The 21236-nt window shown below is 70.8% G+C and carries 15 protein-coding genes; 3 read left to right on the forward strand and 12 right to left on the reverse strand.

The genetic code is table 11. From position 1 onward, the window contains the following. Window positions 1-277: 277 nt before the first annotated feature. The 5 genes from F4560_RS18970 to fabG form a co-directional block, all read right to left on the reverse strand. Window positions 278-1075: an Rv1486c family protein gene (locus F4560_RS18970; RefSeq protein ID WP_184921795.1), complete on the reverse strand. Its 798-nt coding sequence runs from the start codon at window positions 1073-1075 to the stop codon at window positions 278-280. 32 nt (window positions 1076-1107) lie between these two features. After that, window positions 1108-1581, reverse strand: a complete 474-nt coding sequence (locus tag F4560_RS46225; protein WP_184921798.1) for a YcxB family protein — start codon at window positions 1579-1581, stop codon at window positions 1108-1110. Then, window positions 1578-2606: a ferrochelatase gene (locus F4560_RS18980; protein ID WP_184921800.1), complete on the reverse strand. Its 1029-nt coding sequence runs from the start codon at window positions 2604-2606 to the stop codon at window positions 1578-1580. The genes F4560_RS46225 and F4560_RS18980 overlap by 4 nt, the downstream gene beginning before the upstream one ends. 116 nt (window positions 2607-2722) lie before the next feature. Continuing rightward, window positions 2723-3490 (reverse strand): enoyl-ACP reductase FabI, encoded by a 768-nt coding sequence (gene fabI / locus F4560_RS18985; RefSeq protein ID WP_184921802.1) that lies wholly within the window; start codon window positions 3488-3490, stop codon window positions 2723-2725. A 74-nt stretch (window positions 3491-3564) separates the two neighbouring features. After that, window positions 3565-4269, reverse strand: a complete 705-nt coding sequence (gene fabG, locus F4560_RS18990; protein ID WP_312869361.1) for a 3-oxoacyl-ACP reductase FabG — start codon at window positions 4267-4269, stop codon at window positions 3565-3567. Between the two features lie 107 nt (window positions 4270-4376). On the opposite strand from fabG, the gene F4560_RS18995 reads away from it, so the two are divergent. Beyond that, complete coding sequence (locus tag F4560_RS18995; RefSeq protein WP_312869362.1) at window positions 4377-7049, forward strand: FAD-binding and (Fe-S)-binding domain-containing protein; 2673 nt, start codon at window positions 4377-4379, stop codon at window positions 7047-7049. Between the two features lie 185 nt (window positions 7050-7234). Here the strand turns inward: F4560_RS18995 and F4560_RS19000 are convergent, their stop codons facing one another. Further along, a complete protein-coding gene (locus F4560_RS19000; RefSeq protein ID WP_184921808.1) occupies window positions 7235-7759 on the reverse strand; it encodes a TetR/AcrR family transcriptional regulator in 525 nt (174 codons plus the stop codon). 107 nt (window positions 7760-7866) lie between these two features. Between F4560_RS19000 and F4560_RS19005 the strand changes: the two genes are divergently transcribed. After that, window positions 7867-8742 carry an NmrA/HSCARG family protein gene (locus tag F4560_RS19005; protein ID WP_184921810.1) on the forward strand — a complete coding sequence of 292 codons (876 nt, stop codon included), beginning with the start codon at window positions 7867-7869 and terminating at the stop codon, window positions 8740-8742. A gap of 67 nt (window positions 8743-8809) precedes the next feature. After that, window positions 8810-10372 carry an alanine/glycine:cation symporter family protein gene (locus F4560_RS19010; protein ID WP_184921812.1) on the forward strand — a complete coding sequence of 521 codons (1563 nt, stop codon included), beginning with the start codon at window positions 8810-8812 and terminating at the stop codon, window positions 10370-10372. 63 nt (window positions 10373-10435) lie between these two features. Here F4560_RS19010 and cutA read toward each other — a convergent pair whose 3' ends face one another. The 6 genes from cutA to F4560_RS44785 all read right to left on the reverse strand — a co-directional run bounded on the left by cutA (window position 10436) and on the right by F4560_RS44785 (window position 21099). Beyond that, entirely contained in the window at window positions 10436-10765 is a 330-nt protein-coding gene (cutA, locus tag F4560_RS19015) for a divalent-cation tolerance protein CutA (protein ID WP_184921813.1), read from the reverse strand. A gap of 28 nt (window positions 10766-10793) precedes the next feature. Next, entirely contained in the window at window positions 10794-11795 is a 1002-nt protein-coding gene (locus F4560_RS19020) for a LacI family DNA-binding transcriptional regulator (RefSeq protein ID WP_184921815.1), read from the reverse strand. Between the two features lies 1 nt (window position 11796). Then, complete coding sequence (locus F4560_RS19025) at window positions 11797-14325, reverse strand: beta-glucosidase family protein (protein WP_221483566.1); 2529 nt, start codon at window positions 14323-14325, stop codon at window positions 11797-11799. 271 nt (window positions 14326-14596) lie between these two features. Beyond that, a complete protein-coding gene (locus tag F4560_RS19030) occupies window positions 14597-17536 on the reverse strand; it encodes a glycoside hydrolase family 48 protein (protein WP_184921817.1) in 2940 nt (979 codons plus the stop codon). Window positions 17537-17653: 117 nt separating this feature from the next. Continuing rightward, on the reverse strand, window positions 17654-20596 hold the full coding sequence (locus tag F4560_RS19035) for a glycoside hydrolase family 9 protein (protein WP_184921819.1): 2943 nt from the start codon (window positions 20594-20596) through the stop codon (window positions 17654-17656). Window positions 20597-20811: 215 nt separating this feature from the next. Continuing rightward, window positions 20812-21099, reverse strand: coding sequence for a cellulose binding domain-containing protein (locus F4560_RS44785; RefSeq protein WP_312869858.1), 288 nt, complete (start codon window positions 21097-21099; stop codon window positions 20812-20814). Window positions 21100-21236: the final 137 nt, after the last annotated feature.

A 21236-nucleotide genomic window follows, 5' to 3' on the forward strand; every position in this document is an offset into this window, starting at 1 on the left:
GTACGCGTACCGTGCCTCGAAGGCCCTGACCTGCGGTTACAGTACTTCAGTCACCAATGGGATTGCCAGACCGAAGCTGATCGGAATCGATTCGGGCGGCAAACGGATGCCACGCCGATCACCTGTTCGGCCTATTGCATCCGCCGATCCGGGATACTTCGCCGTCGACTTCGGGAAGACTTCCGGACGGCCAGTCGACGCGACATCGACGATTCCGGCGCGCAACGTTTCGCAAGTCACCGAATAAGTGTCGAATATTCGACGACCCACCGTCGGCCTAATGGCGGCCGGCGCCCTGATCCGAAAGGACTCGGACGGCTTCGTCGACGGCCGCGAGCCGAGCCCGCCGCACCGCCTCGGACAACGGCCGCAGCGCTTCGTCCCGGGCCCGCGTCGCGGTGGCCGAGACGGCGCCACCGGGCGCGTCGGACGCCGCCACGGCGAGGATCGCGGCGACCTCGGCGGCACGCTGGAGCACGCGCAGCGAACGCGGCGGCATCCCCGCCGGCCAGTCGACCTTCGTGTGCTCGGCGGACAGCTCGGCGATCTCGGCCCGCACGTTCGGCCGGTGCCGCGCCACGTCCAGCGTCACCAGCGCGGTGGCCGCCTCACGCATCGCGGACGCCAGACCGTGCTCGGCCTCCCCGATGGGCACGTACTCGCCACCGGGCGCGGACGGCAGGTCGAACACCGTCCACCGCATCACGCCGTCTGCCACCAGCGCGGGCACCAGGCCCACGCCGACCTCCGGCAGCACGGCGGCCTGACCGGCGCGCAGCGCGCACTTGGACAGCGGGCCGTTGCCGCCCAGGCCGCGGACGTCACCGGGCACGGGGATCACCAACCTGGCCGTGGTGGCCGAGGCGCGGCGCAGCGACGCCAGCAGCAGGGCGGGCCCCACCGGGACCTCGTCGGGGCCGGGCAGGTCGAGAGCGGTCGCGGTGCCGTCGTCATCCGCGGCCACTTCGTGCATCTCGGCCCAGAACCCCAGGGCGTCGAGGACGTCGTCGGCCGCGGCCGCACCATGCAGCCAGGCTGACGTCCAGACGACCAGCGTCGCACTCGCACAGGACACGCCTACCGAGGGTACGCGGCCGTTCGGACGCGTCAGGCCGCCGGGCCGACGTGTTCCACGAGCAGGGAGCGGAACGCCGCCACCGCTTCGTCGTCGGCGAACGCACGGCGCGGCACGGCGTACAGGGCCGTCGTGTCGGTCTTGAGGACGAAGCCTCGCGCCGTCTCCGACCAGCCGGGCAGTTCGGCCCAGTTCAGCTCGCTGCGCGCCGCCTCGCCGACGGACATCCGCAGCGAGTGGGCGTCCGCCGTGCCGGTCACGGTCTTGGCCGCCAGCGGGTGGTTGTGGAAGTTCACCGCGGTGCCCACCGGAACGACTGCGACGATGATCACAGCGAGGACGAGCCCGAACACGCCCGCCCACGTCATGCCCATCGCCAGCACGACGACACCCAGCACGCCGAGCGCAGCGGCGAACCACGGCGCCCACCGGTACAGGGGCACGGCGATGCGCAGCGCGTCACGCCAGTCCGCGGGCCTGGGCGACCAGCTGAAGTCGACGCTCACCGGCCCGCACCCGACCGCTTCGCGGGCTCACAGCACCGCGTGGCGCAGAACGCGCCGTTGGTGGTGCAGCCGAGGGCCGGGAAGCCCGACAGCTTGCGCACGGGCCCGTCGGACACGTGTTCGGCGACCAGCTCGGCCACCAGCTCGGCGAACCTGGGGTCGTCGTTGGGCGTGCCGGCGCGGGCGAAGCCCATGCCCAGCTCCTGGGCGCGCTCGCGGGCCTCCGTGTCGAGGTCCCACACCACTTCGAGGTGATCACTGACGAACCCGATCGGGCACACGACCACGTTCCGCACGCCCTTGTCGTACAGGGCCTCGACGTGGTCCACGACGTCCGGCTCCAGCCACGGGACCTGCGGCGGCCCGGACCGCGACTGCCACACCACGTCGAAGTCGGCCACGCCCACGGCGGCGGCGACCAGCCGGGACGCCTCGGCGACCTGCCGGGAGTACAGGTGGCCGCCGTCCTCGGGCGGCCCGGCGGCCTTGTCCGCCGACACCGGCACCGAGTGCGCGGTGAACACCAGGCGGTAGTCGCCTTCGGGCAGGCGGGAGGCGGCGGCGCGCACGGCGTCCGCGAACGACTCCACGAACAGCGGGTGGTCGAAGAACTGGCGCAGCTTCACGAGTTCCGGCGCGTCCTCGACCGCCGCACGGGCCCGCAGGATGTCCTCGTCGTACTGCCGGCACGCCGAGTAGCCGCCGTAAGCGCTGGTCGGGAAGACGAGCGCGCGCTTGACCCCGGCGGCCTTCATCTCGGCCAGCGCGTCCTCGACCATCGGGTGCCAGTTGCGGTTGCCGAAGTAGATCGGCAGGTCGACCAGGCCGCGCACGGCCTCGATCGCGGCCCGGTTGAGCGCGTTGATCGGCGACACGCCGCCGAAGTGCTGGTAGTGCTGCTCGACCTCGTCCAGCCGCTCGGGCGGGACGCCGCGACCGCGGGTCACGTTCTCCAGGAAGGGGCGGACGTCCTCGGGTCCTTCCGGTCCGCCGAAGGACAGCCAGAGCAGCGCGTCGTAACTCACCCCGTCATCCTCGCGCCGGCGCCCGGAGGCCGCTCAACCGGGTCGGCGTGATCGTTCGCACGCCGACCCGGCACCCATGCGCTGAAGGAGTTCGCCGACAGAGTTCGCCGACGGAGTCAGAGCCCCAGGAAGTGCACGCCGCCGTCGACGAACACCATCGAGCCGGTGGTGGCGGGGAACCAGTCGGACAGCAGCCCGCACACCGACTGGGCCACCGGCGTCGGGTCGTTCACGTTCCAGCCGAGCGGGGCCTTCTCGCCCCACATGGCCTCCAGCTCCGAGAAGCCGGGGATCGACTTGGCCGCCATCGTGCGCACCGGGCCGGCCGACACGAGGTTGACCCGGATGCCCTGCGGGCCCAGGTCGCGCGCCATGTAGCGGTTGATCGACTCGAACGCCGCCTTGGCCGCGCCCATCCAGTTGTAGGCGGGCCACGCCTGGCGGGCGTCGAAGTCGAGGCCGACCACCGACGCGCCGCGGCCCATCAGCGGCAGCGCGGCCTGCACCAGCGCCTTGTACGAGTACGCCGAGACGTGCATGGCCGTGGCGACGTCCTCCCACGGCGCGTCCATGAACGGCGCGCCGAGGCACGACGGCGGTGCGTAGCCGACGGCGTGCACGACGCCGTCGAGGCCGTCCACGTGCTCGCGCACCCGGTCCGCCAGCGTGTCCAGGTGCTCCTGGTTCTGCACGTCCAGCTCGACCACCGGCGCGGCCTGCGGCAGGCGCTTGGCGATGCGCTCCACGAGGGTCATCCGGCCGAAGCCGGTCAACACGACCTGGGCGCCCTGCTCCTGCGCGACCCTGGCCACGTGGAAGGCGATCGACGCGTCCGTGATCACCCCGGTGACCAGCAGCCGCTTGCCTTCGAGCAGTCCCGTCACTGAAACGTCCTCCGGATGTTGTGCTTGGTGGGGAAGTCGGTGGTCCGAGGGGCCTCAGCGGGCCACAACGGGACTCAGTGGCCCATGCCGAGGCCGCCGTCGACCGGCAGCACCGCGCCGGTGATGTAGGCGGCGGCGTCGGAGGCCAGGAACGTGACGGCGGCGGCGATCTCGTCGGTCGTGCCGTAGCGGCCAGCCGGCACCTGCGCGAGGATCTGGTCCCTGCGCTCCTCGGGCAGCGCGTCGGTCATGTCCGTGGTGATGAACCCGGGCGCGACGACGTTCGCGGTGATGTTGCGGCTGCCCAGTTCGCGGGCGATCGAGCGGGCGACGCCCACCATGCCCGCCTTGCTGGCCGCGTAGTTGACCTGGCCCGCGCCGCCGGCGAGGCCGACCACGGACGAGATGAACACGATCCGGCCGTAGCGCTTGCGCAGCATCCCCCTGGACGCGCGCTGCGCCACCCGGAACGCGCCGGTCAGGTTGGCGTCGAGGACGCGGGTGAACTGCTCGTCGGTCATCCGCAGCAGCAGCGTGTCGTCGGTGATGCCCGCGTTCGCCACGACCACCTCGACCGGTCCGTGCGCGGCCTCGACCTCGGCGAACGCCGCGTCGACCTCGGCGGAGCTGGTCACGTCGCACTTGACACCGAGCAGGCCCTCGGGCGCGCCGGAACCGCGGTGCGTGACCGCGACCTTGTCGCCCTGCGCGGCGAACGCCCGCGCGATCGCCAGGCCGATGCCCCGGTTGCCTCCGGTGACCAGAACGGACCTCGACACGCTTGCTCCCATCACTGCTGGTGGACACGGGGCTGGTTGATGCGGGCGAGGCTATCCCGTACCAACGGGTACGCCATCATCGGCCGGAGGTGGATCACAATCGGTCCGTGACCGGTTTCGTCGAGCAACTCCGGACGGCGGTGGACGGCGACGTGCTCGCCGACCCGGCCGACCGCGCCCTCTACTCCGTCGACGCCTCCAACTACCGACACGTGCCGTCGGTCGTGGTCAGGCCCCGGACGGTCGACGCGGTGGTGGCAGCGGTGGGGGTGGCGGCCGAGCACGGCGTGCCGATCACGAACCGCGGCGCGGGCACGTCGATCGCGGGGAACTCGGCGGGCGCCGGGATGGTGATCGACTTCTCGCGTTACCTCGACCAGGTGATCTCGGTCGACCCGGTCGAGCGGCTCGCGGTGGTCCGGCCGGGGGTGGTGCTGGACCGGCTCAACGACGCGGCCCGGCCGCACGGGCTGATCTTCGGGCCCGATCCGTCCACCCACTCGCGCTGCACGCTCGGCGGGATGATCGGCAACGACGCGTGCGGCGCGCACTCCGTGGCGTGGGGCAAGACCAGCGACAACGTGCGGGCGCTCGACGTGCTGCTGGCCGACGGCCGCCGGTTCGACACCCGCACTCCCCCGCCGCTGGACCTGCCGGACGTGGACCCGACGTGGTTCCCCGCGCTGGACCGGCGGGTGTCCGGGTACCGGCTGGACGCGTTGCCGGACCTGACCCGGGCGTTGGTCGGTTCGGAGGGCACCTGCGTGACCGTGCTGGGGGCGACTCTTCGCCTGGTGGAGGCCCCGACGCGGCGGGTGTTGGCGGTGCTCGGGTTCGACGGGCCGTACGACGCCGCCGACCTGGCCCCGGCGTTGCGCGAGCTGGACGTGCTCACGATCGAGGGCTTGAACGCCGAGCTGGCACGGGCGGCGGGTGACTCGCGGCGGCTGCTGCCGCGCGGTGAGAGCTGGCTGTTCGTGGAGACGTCCGAGGACGTGGTCGCCCACGCCGCCGCCGCGCTCGCGCCGCACTCGGTGGTGGTGACCGATCCGGGGCGGCAGCGCGCGCTGTGGCGGGTGCGGGAGGACGGCGCGGGGCTGGCGACCCGGATGGCGGACGGCGGCGAGGCGTGGTCCGGCTGGGAGGACGCGGCCGTTCCGCCCGAGCGGTTGGGCGCGTACCTGCGCGAGTTCGACGCGTTGCTGGCGGGGCACGGGCGGCGCGGCGTCACGTACGGGCATTACGGCGAGGGCTGCCTGCACGTGCGGATCGACTTCGACTTCAAGCAGGGGTACCGGTCCTTTGTGGAGGACGCGGCGGACCTGGTGGTGGCGCACGGCGGGTCGTTGTCCGGCGAGCACGGCGACGGGCAGGCGCGTTCGGAGCTGCTGCCCCGGATGTACCCGCCGGCCGCGATCCGGGCGTTCGGGCGGTTCAAGGCGGCGTTCGACCCGGACGACCGGATGAACCCGGGGCGGATCGTCGCGCCGCTGAAGCTGGACGCCGACCTGCGCGTGCTGGTCGCTCCCCCGGTGATCCCGACGCGCGCGGCGTTGGCGTTGCATGCCGACGGTGGTGACTTTGCGGCGGCGACGCGGCGGTGCGTCGGCGTGGGCAAGTGCCTGAACACGTCCGGTGGGGTGATGTGCCCGAGCTACCGGGTGACGCGGGAGGAGAAGCACTCCACCCGTGGACGCGCGCGGCTGCTGTTCGAGATGTTGGGCGGGCAGGTGGTTCGCGGCGGGTGGCGGTCGGAGGAGGTGCGGGACGCGCTGGACCTGTGCCTGGGGTGCAAGGGGTGCAAGCGGGACTGCCCGGTGGACGTGGACATGGCCACGTACAAGGCGGAGTTCCTGCACCACCACTACCGGCGTCGGGTGCGGCCGGCGGCGCACTACTCGATGGGCTGGCTGCCGCTGTGGTTGCGGCTGCGGTTGGTGAACCGGGTGAGCGCGCGGTTCGCCCGGTTCGGCGGGGTGGCCACCGAACGGCCGTTGCCCGTGCCGGTGCGGTCGTTCCAGTCGCGGTTCGCCGCTGTGGGGGGTGGTGATCGGGTGTTGCTGTTCCCGGACACGTTCACCAACTACTTCGAGCCGGGGATCGGGTTCGACGCGGCGGCGGTGCTGGGGCACGTCGGTCAGGGGGTGGAGGTGCCTTCGGGGGCGGTGTGCTGCGGGTTGACGTGGTTCTCGACCGGGCAGTTGGGCGTGGCGCGGCGGGTGGTCCGGCGGACTGCCCGGGTGCTGCGGCCGTGGACGCGGGACGGTGTGCCGGTGGTCGGGTTGGAGCCGAGCTGCACGGCGTTCCTGCGTTCCGACGCGTTGGAGGTGGCGGGCGACGATCCGGACGTGGTGCGGCTGGCGGAGTCCGTGCGGACGTTCGCCGAGCACGTGTCGCCGTTGCTGGAGCCGTTGCCCGAGGTGTTGCCCGAGGTGTTGCCCGGGGCAGATCAGGCGGTCGTGCAGCCGCACTGCCACCAGTACGCGGAGATGGGCTTGGACGCCGACCGTGAGCTGTTGACGAAGGCCGGGGTCACGGCGTCTCTGCTGGAGGGCTGCTGCGGCCTGGCCGGGAACTTCGGCTTCGAACGCGGCCACTACGACGTGTCGATGGCGGTGGGCGAGGAAACGTTGTTCCCCGCCGTGCGCGCCGCCCACGCCGACACCGCGATCGTCGCCGACGGCTTCAGCTGCCGCACCCAGGTCCGCCACGGCTCGTCCGCCGACCCCGTGCACACGGCCACGTTGATCAGGCAGCGGCTCGGCCTTCACACCCCGTGAGTCCTACGTTCAGAACGCGTGAGTCGTACCTTCAGGACCACCGTGTCCTACGTTCCCGTACCCCGAATTCAACGCTCAGAACAGCTCGAGCCGGCCAACCCGCGTTCTGAGCGTTGAATTCGGGGGTCCTGAACGTAGGACACGGTGGTTCTGAACGTACGACTCGCGGGGTCTGAACGTAGGACTCACGGGTGGATGCCGGTTAGGGCGAGGGTGAGCAGGCGGTCGGCTTCGGTGGGGTCGCCCTCGGTGGACAGCGACACGGCGTTCGCCAGCTTGAGCAGGTCGACCGCGGTGACGTCGGCACGGACGTCGCCGGCGCGTTGGGCGGCGGACACCAGGTGGTCGGCGGCGGTGATGATCATCCGGTGGCAGGTGGCGCCCAGGGACGGGTCCGCGCCGCGCATCAGGGACGCGGCCAGGCCCCGGTTCGCCGCCGCGTGCCGGCTGACCGCACGGAGCCAGGCGACCAGCGCGGGTCCGGGCTCCAGATCAGCGGAACGGGCCCGGTCGCACAGCGCCTCGACCCGGCCTCGGAACACCGCTTCCAACAACGCCTGACGGGTCTGGAAGTGGCGGTGCAGGGTGGCCGAACCGACCCCCGCCCGCCGGGCGATCTCCTCCAGTGACGCGTCCGCGCCCTGCTCGGCGATCGTCTCCCCCGCGACCGTGACGATCCGCTCCTGGTTGCGGCGCGCGTCGGCACGCATCGTCGGCTCCTCCCGATAGCCCGCTTAACCCACTGGACTAAGTGGGGTGGTCCTCCATATCGTACGACCCGACAAGTGGGGGGCCACCCCGCTTAAGAGGAGGACCCGTGGACAAGACGATTGCGGTGGTCGGCGCGACCGGACTCCAGGGCCGGGCCGTGACGACCCGCCTGCTGGCCGACGGCTGGCACGTGCGCGCACTGACCCGGGACCCGGACAAGGCGAACACGAAGGCAACGCCGGTGCGGGCGGAGATGGACGACGTGGACTCCCTGACCGCCGCGATGAACGGCGCGCACGGCGTGTTCAGCGTGCAGCCGACCGTCGGCTCACCGGGCACGACGCCGGACTTCACCACCGAGGACGAAGTCCGCTGGGGCGTCAACGTCGCCGAAGCCGCACGCCGCGCCGGTGTGGCGCACTTGGTGTTCAGCTCCGTCGCCGGCACGGGCCGCCACGACACCGAACGCCTCCCGGTCAACCTCGTCAGCAAGCACCGGATCGAGCGGCACATCGCGCACCTTGGCCTGCCCGCCACCATCCTGCGCCCGGTCTCCTTCATGGAGAACTTCACCGGCGGCTACGCCCTGCGTGACGGCACGGTCTCCACCGGCATGGCGCCGCACATCCCACAGCAGTTCATCGCCGTGGACGACGTCGCGGTGTTCGTGGCGCTGGCGTTCGCCGAGCCGCACGCCTGGATCGGCCGCACGGAGGACCTCGCGGGCGACGAGGTCACCCCGGCCGAGGTCGCCGCCGCCATCTCCGCCGCGACCGGCCGCACCATGCCGTACGAGCAGGTCCCGATCGAGCTGATCAGGCAGGTGAACGAGGACTTCGCGCACGCCAACGAATGGCTGAACCACCGCGGCTACCGGGCCGACGTCGCGGCCACCCGCCGCCTGCACCCCGGCCTGCTTGACCTGCGCACTTGGCTCACGACCACCGGTGTGGCGTCGATCACGGCGTTCCTGGCGAGGTGAACCGAACCTAAAGAACTCCTTAAGCGCACTTTGTGCCGACACGTCGTTTCCGGTCCACTACGCACCCATGACCACAAGTCCACCGGTTTCATCGGTCCTCGCGGCCGAGGGCGGCACACTGTCCACGGTCGAGCAAGCCATCAACAACGCGTTCACGCCGATCTCCGAAGCCGTCTCGGGCTTCATCTTCGCCGAGATCACCGTCTTCGGCGTGACCTTCCCCTGGATCGTCGGCTGGCTGGTGCTGGCCGCCACCGTCTTCACCGCGTACTTCGGCGTCATCCAGCTCCGCGGCTTCGGCATGGCGCTGCGGATCGTGCGCGGCAAGCACAGCAAGCCGGACGACCCCGGCGAGATCAGCCACTTCCAGGCGCTCAGCTCGGCCGTGTCGGGCACCGTCGGCCTCGGCAACATCGCCGGTGTCGGCGTCGCGGTGACCATCGGCGGCGCGGGCGCGACGTTCTGGATGATCCTGTGCGGCCTGCTCGGCATGTGCACGAAGTTCGTCGAGTGCACGCTCGGCGTGAAGTACCGGGACGTGCACGAGGACGGCTCGGTGTCCGGCGGCCCCATGCACTACCTGCGCAAGGGCCTGGCCGAGCGGTTCCCCAACGCGGCCGGGCGCGGTGTCGGGCGGGTGCTCGCCGTCGGCGCGGCGATCATGATCCTGTTCTTCGGGATCGCCGGCGGCAACATGTTCCAGGCCAACCAGACGTTCGCGCAGCTCCGCTCGGTGACGGGCGGCGCGGACGGCTTCCTCGGCGGCGACGGCGCGGCGCTCGTGTTCGGCATCATCCTGGCCGTGGTGGTCGGCGCGGTCATCATCGGCGGCATCAAGTCCATCGGCCGGGTCACCGGCAAGCTGGTGCCCTCGATGGCGATCGTCTACGTCACCGCGTGCCTCATCGTGATCCTCTTGAACATCACCACGATCCCGACCGCGATCGGCGAGATCATCAGCGGCGCGTTCAGCGCCGACAGCGTCGCGGGAGGCGCTATCGGCGCGATGATCGTCGGGTTCCAGCGGGCCGCGTTCTCGAACGAGGCGGGCCTCGGTTCGGCGTCCATCGCGCACTCCGCGGTGAAGACCCGCCGTCCGGTCACCGAGGGGTACGTGGCGCTGCTCGAACCCTTCATCGACACCGTCGTCATCTGCACGATGACCGCGCTGACCATCGTGGTGGCCCAGACCCAGTTCTGGAAGGACGCCCAGGCGACGGTCGCGGCGGGCGGGCCGCGGCCGGACGGCGTCACGGTCACCTCGGAGTCGTTCGGCACGGTGCTGCCGTGGTTCCCGTACGTGCTGACGGTGGCGGTGGTGCTGTTCGCCGTGTCCACGATCATCACGTGGAGCTACTACGGCGAGAAGGCGTGGGTCTACCTGTTCGGCAAGAGCAAGGGCAGCGAGACCGCCTACCGCGTGCTGTTCTGCGCGTTCACCGTGGTCGGCTCGGTGCTCACGCTGGGCAGCGTGCTGGACTTCGCCGACGCGGTGCTGTTCGCGCTGGCGCTGTTCAACATCATCGGGCTGTACCTGCTCGCGCCGGTGGTGAAGCGGGAGCTGAAGGCGTTCCGCGCGTCGCTCGCGGAGGAGCGCGCGCAGGCGGAGGCCGATCTGGAGCTGAAGTGACCGGACGGGTGGCGGCCCACAGCGCGCCGCCACCCTCCCGGCACGCTCAGGCCTCCGGCACGCTCAGGCTTCCGGCCGGGTCTCCGACGTGATCCACTCCAGGTAGTCGGTATTGCCGCCGAGCACCGGCAGCGCCACCACCTCGGGCACGTCGTACGTGTGCCGCGCCTTGACGAACTCGGTCAGCTCGTCCACCCGGTCGTAGGCGGTCTTGATCCAGAGCTGCCACTCGCGGTCGTCCCGCACCTCGCCGTCCCACCGGTAGACGCTGCGGATCGGGCCGCTGACCTGCACGCACGCCGCCAGGCGCGCCTCCACGACGGCCCGCGCCAACGTGCCCGCCGCGTCCTCGCTGTCGGTGGTGGTGATGACCACGACGTGGTTGTCGCTCATCCACCGGAGGGTAGCGCCAGAGGCGCGATCAGCGCGGCGCCGTGCTCGTCCGCTCGGTGAGGCGGGGAGGCAGCAGCGTCAACGGCGGGGTCGGGATCCGGTCCAGCTTGGCCATCAGCAGCGCGACCGCGTGCTGGCCCAACTGCTCGGCGGGCACGGCGACCGAGGTCAGCGGCGGCATCAGCCGGTCGGCCTGGTCGTCCGGGCAGATCGCGATCACCGCGATGTCGTCGGGCACCTTGCGGCCCGACGACCGCAGCACCTCGACCACGGACGGCAGCGCGGCCTCGTTGTGCACCACCAGGGCGGTGACGGACGGGTGCCGCTCCAGCAAGCCGGTGATCGCCACCCGGACCGACTCGTGGTCGGTGTCGGTGGGCAGGGTGGTCGACGAGACGTCCCGGCGCATCGCCGCGGCGCTGAACCCGGCCATCGTGCGGTGGGCGAACCCGGTGTCGCGCTGGTAGACGGCCCGCGGCGCGCCGACCAGCGCCACGTACCTGTGCCCGAGATCGGCCAGGTGGTCCACGCACCGCGAGCCCGCCTCGGCGAAGTCCAGGTCCACGCAGGTCAGCCCGGCCGCGTCGGCGGGGAAGCCGATGAGCACCGACGGCCGGTCCAGCTCGCGCAGCACCGGCACGCGCTCGTCGTGCATCTCCACGTCCATCACCAGCAGCCCGTCGACCTGGGCGCTGCCCGCCACCCGGCGCAGTCCCGCCGCGCCCTGGTCTGCGGTCACCAGCAGCACGTCGTGTTCGTGCCGGCGAGCCGCGTTGGCGACCGCGACGACGAACTGCATCAGCACCGGCATGTGCATGCCCTCACGCATCGGCAGCACCAGCGCCAGCACGTTGGCACGGTTGCTCGCCAGCGACCGCGCGCCCGCATGGGGGTGGTAGCCCAGCGCCCGCACGCTCGCCTCGACCCTGGCCTTGGTGGCCGAGGAGATCGAGCGGCGGCCCGTGAGCACATAGGACACCGTGCTCGGCGCGACCCCGGCGTGCCGGGCGACGTCGGCGATCGTGACCACGTCAGCTCACCTCCCTGACCCGCGTGCCCGCCACGTCCGCGGTGAGCACGATTGACGTTCCGTCGACCGAAAGCCTGGTGCCGGGCGGCGCGGACCGCGGTCCCGGCGTCACGTCGTGGAAGGCGATCCACGCGCCCTCACGGGTGAACACGACCTCGTCGTCCACCAACCGCACCCCGTCGCAATCGTCGAAGTCCAAGGCGCACAACGCACCCGTACGCGGCGCGATCGTCTCCCCCTCCACGTCCACCACCAGCCGTTCGCGGATGTCGCGCGAAGACGCGCCGACCATCAGCTCGTACCTCCCGGTCTCGACCACCCGACGTCCGGTGGTGACGTCCCAGTGCCACAACAGGTCCGTCCTCAACTCGACCACCGCCGTCTCGCCGGGCGCCAGGCGCACCCGGTGGAACGACTGGAGCTTGCACACCGGCTGCCGCACCCGCGAGTCCGGCGCCGCCGAGTACAGCTGCACGACCTCCGCGCCCGCGACCGGCCCGGTGTTGGTCACCGACATCCTGGCGACGCCGTCCGTCCACTCCAGACCGGAGTACTCGAACGCGGTGTAGCCCAGCCCGTGGCCGAACGGGAACAGCGGGTCGCCGGTGAAGTACAGGTATGTGCTGCCCGAGCGGATGATGTCGTAGTCGAAGATGTCCGGCAGGTCGTCGTCGGAGCGGTACCAGGTCTGGGTGAGCCGGCCGGACGGCGAGTACGCGCCGAACAGCGCCTCCGCGACGGCCCGTCCCTGCTCCTGCCCGCCGTGCGCGGTCCACACGATGCCGGGCAGGTGCCGCTCCTCGCCGTCCAGCGCGTACGGGTAGCTGCTCACGAGCACCAGCACCGTCGTGGGGTTCGCCTCACGCACCGCGCGCACCAGGTCCAGCCACGGCAGCCTCAACGTCGTGCGGTCCTGCGTCTCCCGGCCGTTGATGTGCGGGTCGTTGCCCAGCACCAGCACGACCGCGTCGGCGCCCGCCGCGACCTCGACCGCCGCCGTGACGCCGTCCACCACCAGCTCCACCGTGAACGGCCCGGTGTCGACCCCGGCGACGGTGTTGTGCAGCACCACACCGCCGTCGGTCAGCTGCGGCTCGAACAGCTCGCGCACGTCCCAGCCGCCCGGCGCGGCCGCGGTGGCGACCAGTGAGCCGTCCGCGGACGTGCCCAGGTAACGGCGGGAGCCCACGTCCCGCAACGTCCACACGCCGTCGCCCCAGTCGAAGCGGTCGAACAGCGCCCGCTCCCCCAGCCCGACGACACCGCCACGCACGCCGAGGTAACGGCCGTCCGCCGCGCGCAGCGCGATCCGGTCGACCCCTTCGGCGTAGGAGACGGAGGCGAACTCCTCCAGCCCACGGCGGACGGTCACCTGGTACGGGAGGGTGCCGCTGTACCAGTCCTCGAACAGCGTGTCCGCGTGCGTGCCGATGACCGCGAGGCTCGTGCCGCGCTCGAACGGCAGCACGGAATCGTTGCGCAGCAGCACAACCGCCTGCCGTGCGGCCTCCAGCGCCAGCTCACCATGCGTGCCGATCACGTCCGACGTGATCGCGGCGTAAGGGTTGTCGTCGACCGGGTCGAACTCGCCGAGCCGGAACCGCAGGGCGAGCACCCGGCCGACAGCCCGGTCCACCACCGCGCGCTCCAGCAGGCCGTCCTTGATGGCCGTGGTGACGCTCTCGATCATCAACGTCGGGTCGGCGTCCTGGTCGGTGAAGCTGTCGAGGCCCGCGTTCAGCAACGCCGCGTGCCCCTCCGCCTGGGTCGGCAGGAACGCCTGCAACCCGGCCACGTTCGACGGCGCGTACGCGTCGCTGACGATCGCGAGCCCGTCCGGCGCCCACGTCCGCAACTCGTCCTCGATCAACGGGCTCAGGTGCGCCGGCCGACCGTTCACGAGGTTGTACGACGGCATCACCGCCACCGCGGCACCCGCCTCGACCGGCGCGCGGAAGCACGGCAGCTCGTACTCGTGCAGCACCCTGGGCCGCAGGTCCGACGACGTCACGCAGCGATCGTCCTCGTTGTTGTAACCCAGGAAGTGCTTCAACGTCGGCGCGGTCCGCAGGTACCGCGGGTGGTCGCCGCGCAGCCCGCCCGCGTACGCCGTGCCCATCACCGCGGTCAGCGTCGGGTCCTCCGAGTAGCCCTCCTCGTTGCGACCCCACCTCGGGTCCCGCAACGGGTTCACCACCGGCGCCCACACGTTGAGGCTGTGCTCGACCGGGTGGCGGTGGTGGAAACCGCGCGCCTCGACGCCGACCGCCTCGCCGACCCGCCGCACGAGGTCGGTGTCCCACGAGGACGCCAGCCCGACGGCTTGCGGGAACACCGTTGCCACGCCCGACCCCGCGACACCGTGCAGCGCCTCCTTGCCGGTGTGGAACGCCGCCAGCCCGAGTCTGGGCACCGCCGGCTGGTGCTGGTGCAGCAGCGCCACCTTCTCCTCGTCGGTCAACCGGCCGAGCAGGTCGGTCACCCTGTCCTCGACCGGCAGACCCGGATCGCGGAACGGCAGCGGGTCCACGGCACACCTTTCGCGGTCGTCGAATTGTTCGAAGGTGCAGCTCACTGAATCGAATCGTTTCGATCGCTGCGAACAACTACGCCGACCGGAGTCAGCGAGGTGGGGTGCCAGAAATGTGGCACAGGTCTCTCACCCGCGTCAACACCGAAGTTTCGACGTTGTTTCGCCCACGATGTGGATGTCGAACGAATTCGACGATTGAGACGTTGTCACGACACGCCGAACACCCCCCTCACCACGTCGTGAGGGGGGTGCCGGCGACCTTCCGGGTCTACCCGAACAGTTCCACGTGCAGCTGGAACGCCGTAGCGATCTCAGCCTGCGCCCAGAACCGGTGGTAGGTGAAGGTCGGCGCGGGGCCGCCGTCCAGGTATGCCTGGACCTTCGGCCAGTCCGGGTCCTGCTTGAACATCGACCGCATGTCGACGAACGACGCGCCCGGCTTCACGATGTCGCCGTTGGGCATGTCGCCCGACCAGCCGGCCGGGACGTACGGACCCTCGCGCGTCGTCGCGTTGTAGACGTCGTCGAAGCGGTTGTAGTCCGCGCGCTGCTCCGGAACCGCGATGCCCTTGCTGTCCTGGTGCGACAGCATCGCCGTCAAGAGGCCCTCGCCGACGGTCTTCGCCTGGGCGTTGCCCGACTTGGCCGCGTAGTTGAGGAGCGTCTTGGCGTAGGACGCGGCGATGCCGACGTCCTGGCTGTGGTTGAGGACCTTGGCACGCAGGTTCGCGTTGGCGCCGGGGTTGGTGGCGTTCCAGTTGTCCGGAGCGCCCGTCCACTCCAGGTCGCTCGGGATCTGGAACTGGCCGCCGGTGCCGACGGTGGTGTTGGCGATGGCCCAGGGGACCCACTTGTCGAGGATCTTCTTGGCCGCCGCGTTGCCGGTCATCTCGTACAGGGCGGCGGTGCGCTCCATCTGCCACGCCTGGAAGCCGAACCAGCGGTTCGACGGCGGGTCGCGCCACACCGGGTGGGCGTCGTAGAACATGCCGTAGAAGGTCGGCGTGCCTGCCGGCGGCTGGCCGTACGAGCCTTCCCACGTGTTCGTGACACCACCGGCGATGGCGCCGTCAGCCGACTGGAGCCACTGGAGCATCTCCAGCTGACGGGTCATCGACGTGGCCCAGTCCTGCTGACCCGTCGCCGACTTCGGCTTCAGGGCCGGCACGTTCGCCAGCGCGTGCGCCGCGAGCGGGTTCTGGTAGCCCTGGTGCGAGGCGCCGGAACCGATGCGCCACGCCCAACCGGCGGACGTGTCGGTCGCGCCACCCCACGCGTAGTACCAGGACATCAGGTAGTGCGCGCTGTCCTTGCCGGTGCCACCGGGGCAGGACGAGGGGCTGGTGCAGTTGCCGATCTTCTTGAAGTACTTGTCGAACATGGCGTACCGGAGGTAGTCGCCCATCTTCGCGGCCTTCGCGATCTCCGGGGCGATCTCGGCGGCCTTGCCCTGCTCGGTCGCCCACTCCTGCGCCAGCAGCGCCACCTGCACCGCACGCGCGTCGGCGTCCGGGGCGTTGGTGTACTTGTACTGCTTGGCGTAGCTGGCGTCCTTGGTGAACAGGTCGAGGAAGCCGTTCGGGCCACCGTGCGCGAAGGTGTCGCAGGACGGCTGCGGGATGGTCTCCCACACCGACTCCGACGAACCGCGCTGGTAGGTGTTGATGTACGCGGGCGCCGCGTCGGACTCGTCGCCGCACCGGCCGAAGCCGTAGGTGTTGTCGACGTCGATCAGCCAGTGCATGCCGTAGATGTCGTCGGTCCCGTAGGCCGACTTCAGCTCCGCCGCGATCGGGTCGCGGCCGACCGGCACGCCGGTTTCCAGCTGCGACGGGTACATGTCCATCCGCGGGTGCTCGGGAGCGTAGGTCGCGGGCTTGGACGGGTCGTACTTGTTGTTCGTCGCCTGGTCGGCCGAGGACGGGATGATGTACTTCTCCATCGCCGCCCAGGCCTTCTTGAACGACGTCCAGTCACTGGTGATCCGGGCGTAGCTCGCCTCCAGCCAGAGGTAGTAGCTCAGGGCCTCGGACGTGGTCTGGTGACCGTGGTCCGGCGCCTCGACCATCAGCGTCTCGATCGAGTGGTACGGCACCTTGAGCCCATCGGGGAAGGTGCGGAAGTAGCCGCTCGCCGGGTCGTGGAGCTTCGCGTACTGGTCGAGGAAGGCCTGCTGGAACGGCGAACCGCCCTGGGCGAGCTCCTTGACCTCGACCGTGCCCGCGGTGGCCCCGGTGGCGCTCGCGGTGAACGTGGCCGTGCCGAGCTCGCCGCCGTTGGCCGCCGAGGTGACCGTGACGTTCTGCTTGGTCGCCCAGTTGGCCGTGGTGAACGTCAGCGAGGCGGGACCGGCCGTCAGGTCGGTGCTGCCCGCCGAACGCGCCACGGTCACCGTCACCGACGAGGCGGGCGCGGTGGCGAGGGAGACGCCGAAGGTGGCCGTGCTGCCCTGCCGCACCGTCAGCGACGGCGGGCTCACCTGGACCGCCTGGCCCGCGAGCACCCGGACGCCGATCGCCGTGGAAGCTCCCACGCCGCCCTTGTCGTCCGTGGCCCGGGCCACGAGGGTGTGCTCACCGGCGGTCGCGCCGGTCCACGAACCCGTGTACGGGGACGAGGTGTCGGTCGCGACGACCACGCCGTCGGCCAGGAAGTCGACCTTGGCGACGGTGCCGTCGCTGTCCGCGGCGGTCGCGGCCATCGGGATGGCCTGGCCGACCTGGAACGCCTGACCCGAGGTCGGCGACGTCAGCGACGCCGTCGGGTTCTTGTTCTCGACCACGCCGTTGCAGCGCGTGCCGTTGAGCGCGAAGTCCGTCGGCAGCGAGTTCGTGCCCGTCCAGGACCCGTTGAAGCCGGGGGTGGTCGAGGCGCCCGTGCCGAGGTTCGGCGCCCAACCGGGCGCGGCCACGGTGACCGCGGCGCCGCTCTGCGAGAACGTGCCGTTCCAGCCCTGCTGCACGCGCTGGCCGTCGGCGAAGGTCCACGTCAGGCGCCAGTTGTTGACCGGGTCACCCAGGTTGCGGATGTTGACGTTGGCGCCGAACCCACCCTGCCACTGACTCGTGATCTGGTAGGTGACCTGGCACGCCACGGCCGCGTTCGCCACCGGTGCGACGAACGGCATAACGCCCGCGGCGGTTGCCGCCGCGGCTATCAGCGCGAGCGGACCGGTGCGCAACCGTCCCGCTCTGGTGCGGTACCTCATGCGTCCTCCTCCTGCACGGATCAGCCATTGACCCGCGAGCTTTCAAAGGGCGGTGCGGCGAGTGGAGTCGGCACGGGACGCCTGGGCGCGCAGAACGCCCCGTGCCGAGATCGGGTGCTAGGGCTCTACGCCCCAGGCGAGGGTGCCGCCGGTGTACGCGGTCACCCGGTCGAAATCGGTCAGCGCCGAGCTGACCCGGTAGCTGTGGTCGTCGGCCTGGTTGAAGGAGGACCAGTCGGACTTGGCCACCCGCAACTGGATGTCGCCGGTGCTCGCGCCGGCGGCGAGCGTGCCCGCGCCGAAGGACACCTGGAGGTACGCGTCCGCGCCGGGACGCCCGTTGGGCAGCTTCACCACGGTGGCGCGCACGTTCGCGCAGCCGACCACCGCCCAGTCGCAGAACACCTGGTAGTTGGCGTTCGCGGTGTCACCGGTGAACCAGTACCGCGCGGTGACGGCAGACCGGTCGACCGCCGTCGTGCCCCGGTTGACCACCGCGATCGTCGCGCCGATCTGGTTGGAGCTCGCCGCGCCGCTGCCGCGCTGCTGCACGGCGATCGCGCCCGCCACGCCGCCGGACGTGGTCCGGAACGTCACCGCGGCGCTGGCCGCCGAGACGTTGCCGGAGGTGTCCTTGGCGCGGACCGTGAACGTGTACGGGGTGTCCGCCGCGAGGTCGGTGAACTTGTGGCTCAGGCCGGTGGTGGTGGCCGCGATCGTCCCGTCGGAGCGCAGGACCTCGTAGCCCGACACGGCCTGGTTGTCCGTGGACGCCGCCCACGTCAGCGTCGCGCCGGTGCTGGTGACCGCGGACGCTGACAGTCCACTCGGGACGGTCGGCGGCTCGCGGTCGTCGATCTCGGTGACGGTGATGGAGATCGGCTCGCTCGCCGCCGAGAGGTTGCCCGCCGCGTCCTTGGCCCGCACGGAGAACGTGTGCGTGCCGGGGGACAGCGCGGCGAGTTGGAACGTCGGGGTGCCCGTGGCACCTACGATCGTGCCGCCCGCCCGCAGCACTTCGTAGCCGGTCACCCCGACGTTGTCCGTGGAGGCCACCCAGCTGAGGGTGGCGCTGTTGGTTCCGGTGCTCGTCGCACGCAGTCCGGTGGGGACGGTCGGCGCCTCGCGGTCCTCGACCGCGGGGCCGGGTTCCTTGCCCCACACCACTTTGCCGTCCTGGACGAGCACCACGCGGTCGGTCTGCGCCACCGTGTTGCCGGTGCCCAGGCCCGTGTACGACCAGTCGTTGGACGGGTCCCACGTGCCGGCGCTGGTGATGCGGAACTGCACCTCGTGCTTGTGCGCGGACTGGCCGCCCGGGTAGACGCCGGGGCACGGGACGTCCACGTAGTACACGGAACCGCTGTGCTGCTTGGCTGCGCTGGGCGTGCCGCACTGGTTGTAGTTCGTGGTGACGGTGATCTGGTTCGGCGTGGTCGTGCCGTCGAGGGTGAAGTAGTAGCGCAGCGAGCCGTTGAACATCCGGGCCGGCCACGCGGACTTGTTGAGCACGAACGACTTGATCTCCGTGAAGCCGGCCGCGCTCTGGTTCACCGAGGCCTGCACGGTCAGCTCGGGGCCATCCGGGGTCTCGGCGACCGGGAAGTTCGCCACCGGGGTGCCGCCGTACTCCTTGTACAGCCGGGCGAGCGCGCCGGTGAACGCGGCGTTGTAGTCCAGCGCGACCTCGTTGGCCACGAAGTCCTTGCGGCTGTCCACGTAGGAGTCGTTGTTCGTGCCGGGGCCGCCGACCAGCGCGCCGTACAGAACGTGCCTGCTGGTGACCGGTTCTTCCATCGTGTCGGCCCATGCGCCGTGTGCCGTGCGGTGGTGCGGGTTCTTCGGCGGGTTGGCGCCGAAGCCGACGACGTAGCTGGCGTTGCGCGGGTTGTCGCCCAGCGCGTAGTTGATCTGCCGCACGCCGAAGTCGTGGTAGACGGTCGCCTTCGCGGCGTCCCGCTCGCGCAGCCAGTCGCTGTAGACCAGCGCGACGAACGCGGTGTTGGCGGCGTACCGCAGCGAGCCCCACGTGTCGAGGTGGGCCTGGCCGCCCGGCGAGTACCGCACCCGGCTGCCGTTGTAGCCGGTGGTCCAGTAGTCCAGCCAGCGGTTGGCGTCGGCGATGTACTCGGCCTCACCGGTCAGCTTCGCCATCAGGGCGTACGCGCCGTAGGACTTGTCGTCCCAGGCGATGGTCCACCGGTAGGACCGCGTGGTGGTCTGCGACTCGGTGGACAGCTTCGGGTACTCCGCCTTGGCCTTGGCCAGGTAGCTCGCGTCGCCGGTCGCGCGGTACAGCCAGATCGCGCCCCACACGAGCTCGTCCTGGTAGCCGCTCCAGGAGTTGTAGAAGTTCGCCGAGTCGGTGATGCACGCGCTGTACTTGCCGCGGTAGGTGTCGGCGAAGCTGTAGAGCTGCTTGGCGTGCGTCAGCAGGGTCGCCGAGTAGGCGGGGTCGGTCTGCTTGAACACCATCGAGGCCGACGCCATCGCCGCGGCGTACTCGCCCGCGAGGTCCGAGCCGGGACAGGACGCGTCCACCTTGTACGCCGGCCGCGCCATCTGCATGACCTCGGCCGCGCCCCACCACTTGTGGTCGTCGTCGCCCTTGCCGACCTGCCCGTACACCACGTTGGGCGACGGGTGCGCCTTGATGATCCAGTCCGTGCCCCACTTGAGGTTCGCCATCAGGTGCCGCAACTGGCCCGACGTCTCGTACGCGTCCCGGTTCTCCACCGCGCCCCAGGCGAGCATCGACATCGTGGCCGCGAACGGGAGGCCGAACTTGACGTGGTCGCCCGCGTCGTAGAAACCGCCCGACAGGTCGAGGCCGACGTCGCTCCCGTCGCGGACGGCGGAGTCGCCGCGCCAGCTCACCCGGTTGTCCGCGGGCAGGGCCCCGGACCGCTGGGCGTCGTAGAACCAGATCGACTTCTGCAACGCCTCGGCGTAGTTGAACGCAGGCGCGGCCATCGCCGTGGACTGGAACGGTGTCAGCGTCAAGGCGCTGACCAGCACAGCTAGCGTGCCGGCCAAGGCTTTGAACATGCGTCGTCGCATGTGGTGCCTCCGATGGGGCAGGGCGGTGGAGGGTTCTGGGAGCGCTCCCAGTCGGGACTGTAACGGCAACGAAACACCGTGAAAAGAGGGTTGAGCCACAAAGCCTTGACAAATTCGGCTTCAAGGCACCCGCCTACTGGGCCGAACGTTGGCCCACGCTGCGCCGAATGACGCAGCGTGGGGGAGCGCTCCCAGAAAGTAGTCAAGACCCGTCGCTACCTTGATCGGCAGGTCAGCTCGGGCGTCGAGGCCGCGCCGCTCGCCACGTACCCGAAGGACCCCGAAGCGCCGGCTCCGAGCGTGCCGTTCCAGCCGACGTCGTCCACGGATGCCGAGGTCGCGGTCTGGGTCAACCTGCCGTTCCACAGCGAGTTGATCATCTGGCCGCTCGGCTTGGTCCAGGTGACGGTCCAGCCGTTGATCCCGGCGGCGCCCCGGTTGGTGACGGTGACCTCCGCCTGGAACCCGCCCTGCCAGGAGCTCGCGATGCGGGTCGTGGCCACGCAGCCGGCGGACGGTTGCGTGGTGGTGGTGCTGGTCGGCGTGGTGGTCGTCGTGGTGGTGCTGGTCGGGGTCGCCGTCGTGGTGGTTGTGGTGCTGGTCGGGGTCGTGGTGCTGGTCGGGGTGGTCGTCGTCGTGC

It is taken from the genome of Saccharothrix ecbatanensis, assembly GCF_014205015.1.
Lineage (GTDB): Bacteria > Actinomycetota > Actinomycetes > Mycobacteriales > Pseudonocardiaceae > Actinosynnema > Actinosynnema ecbatanense.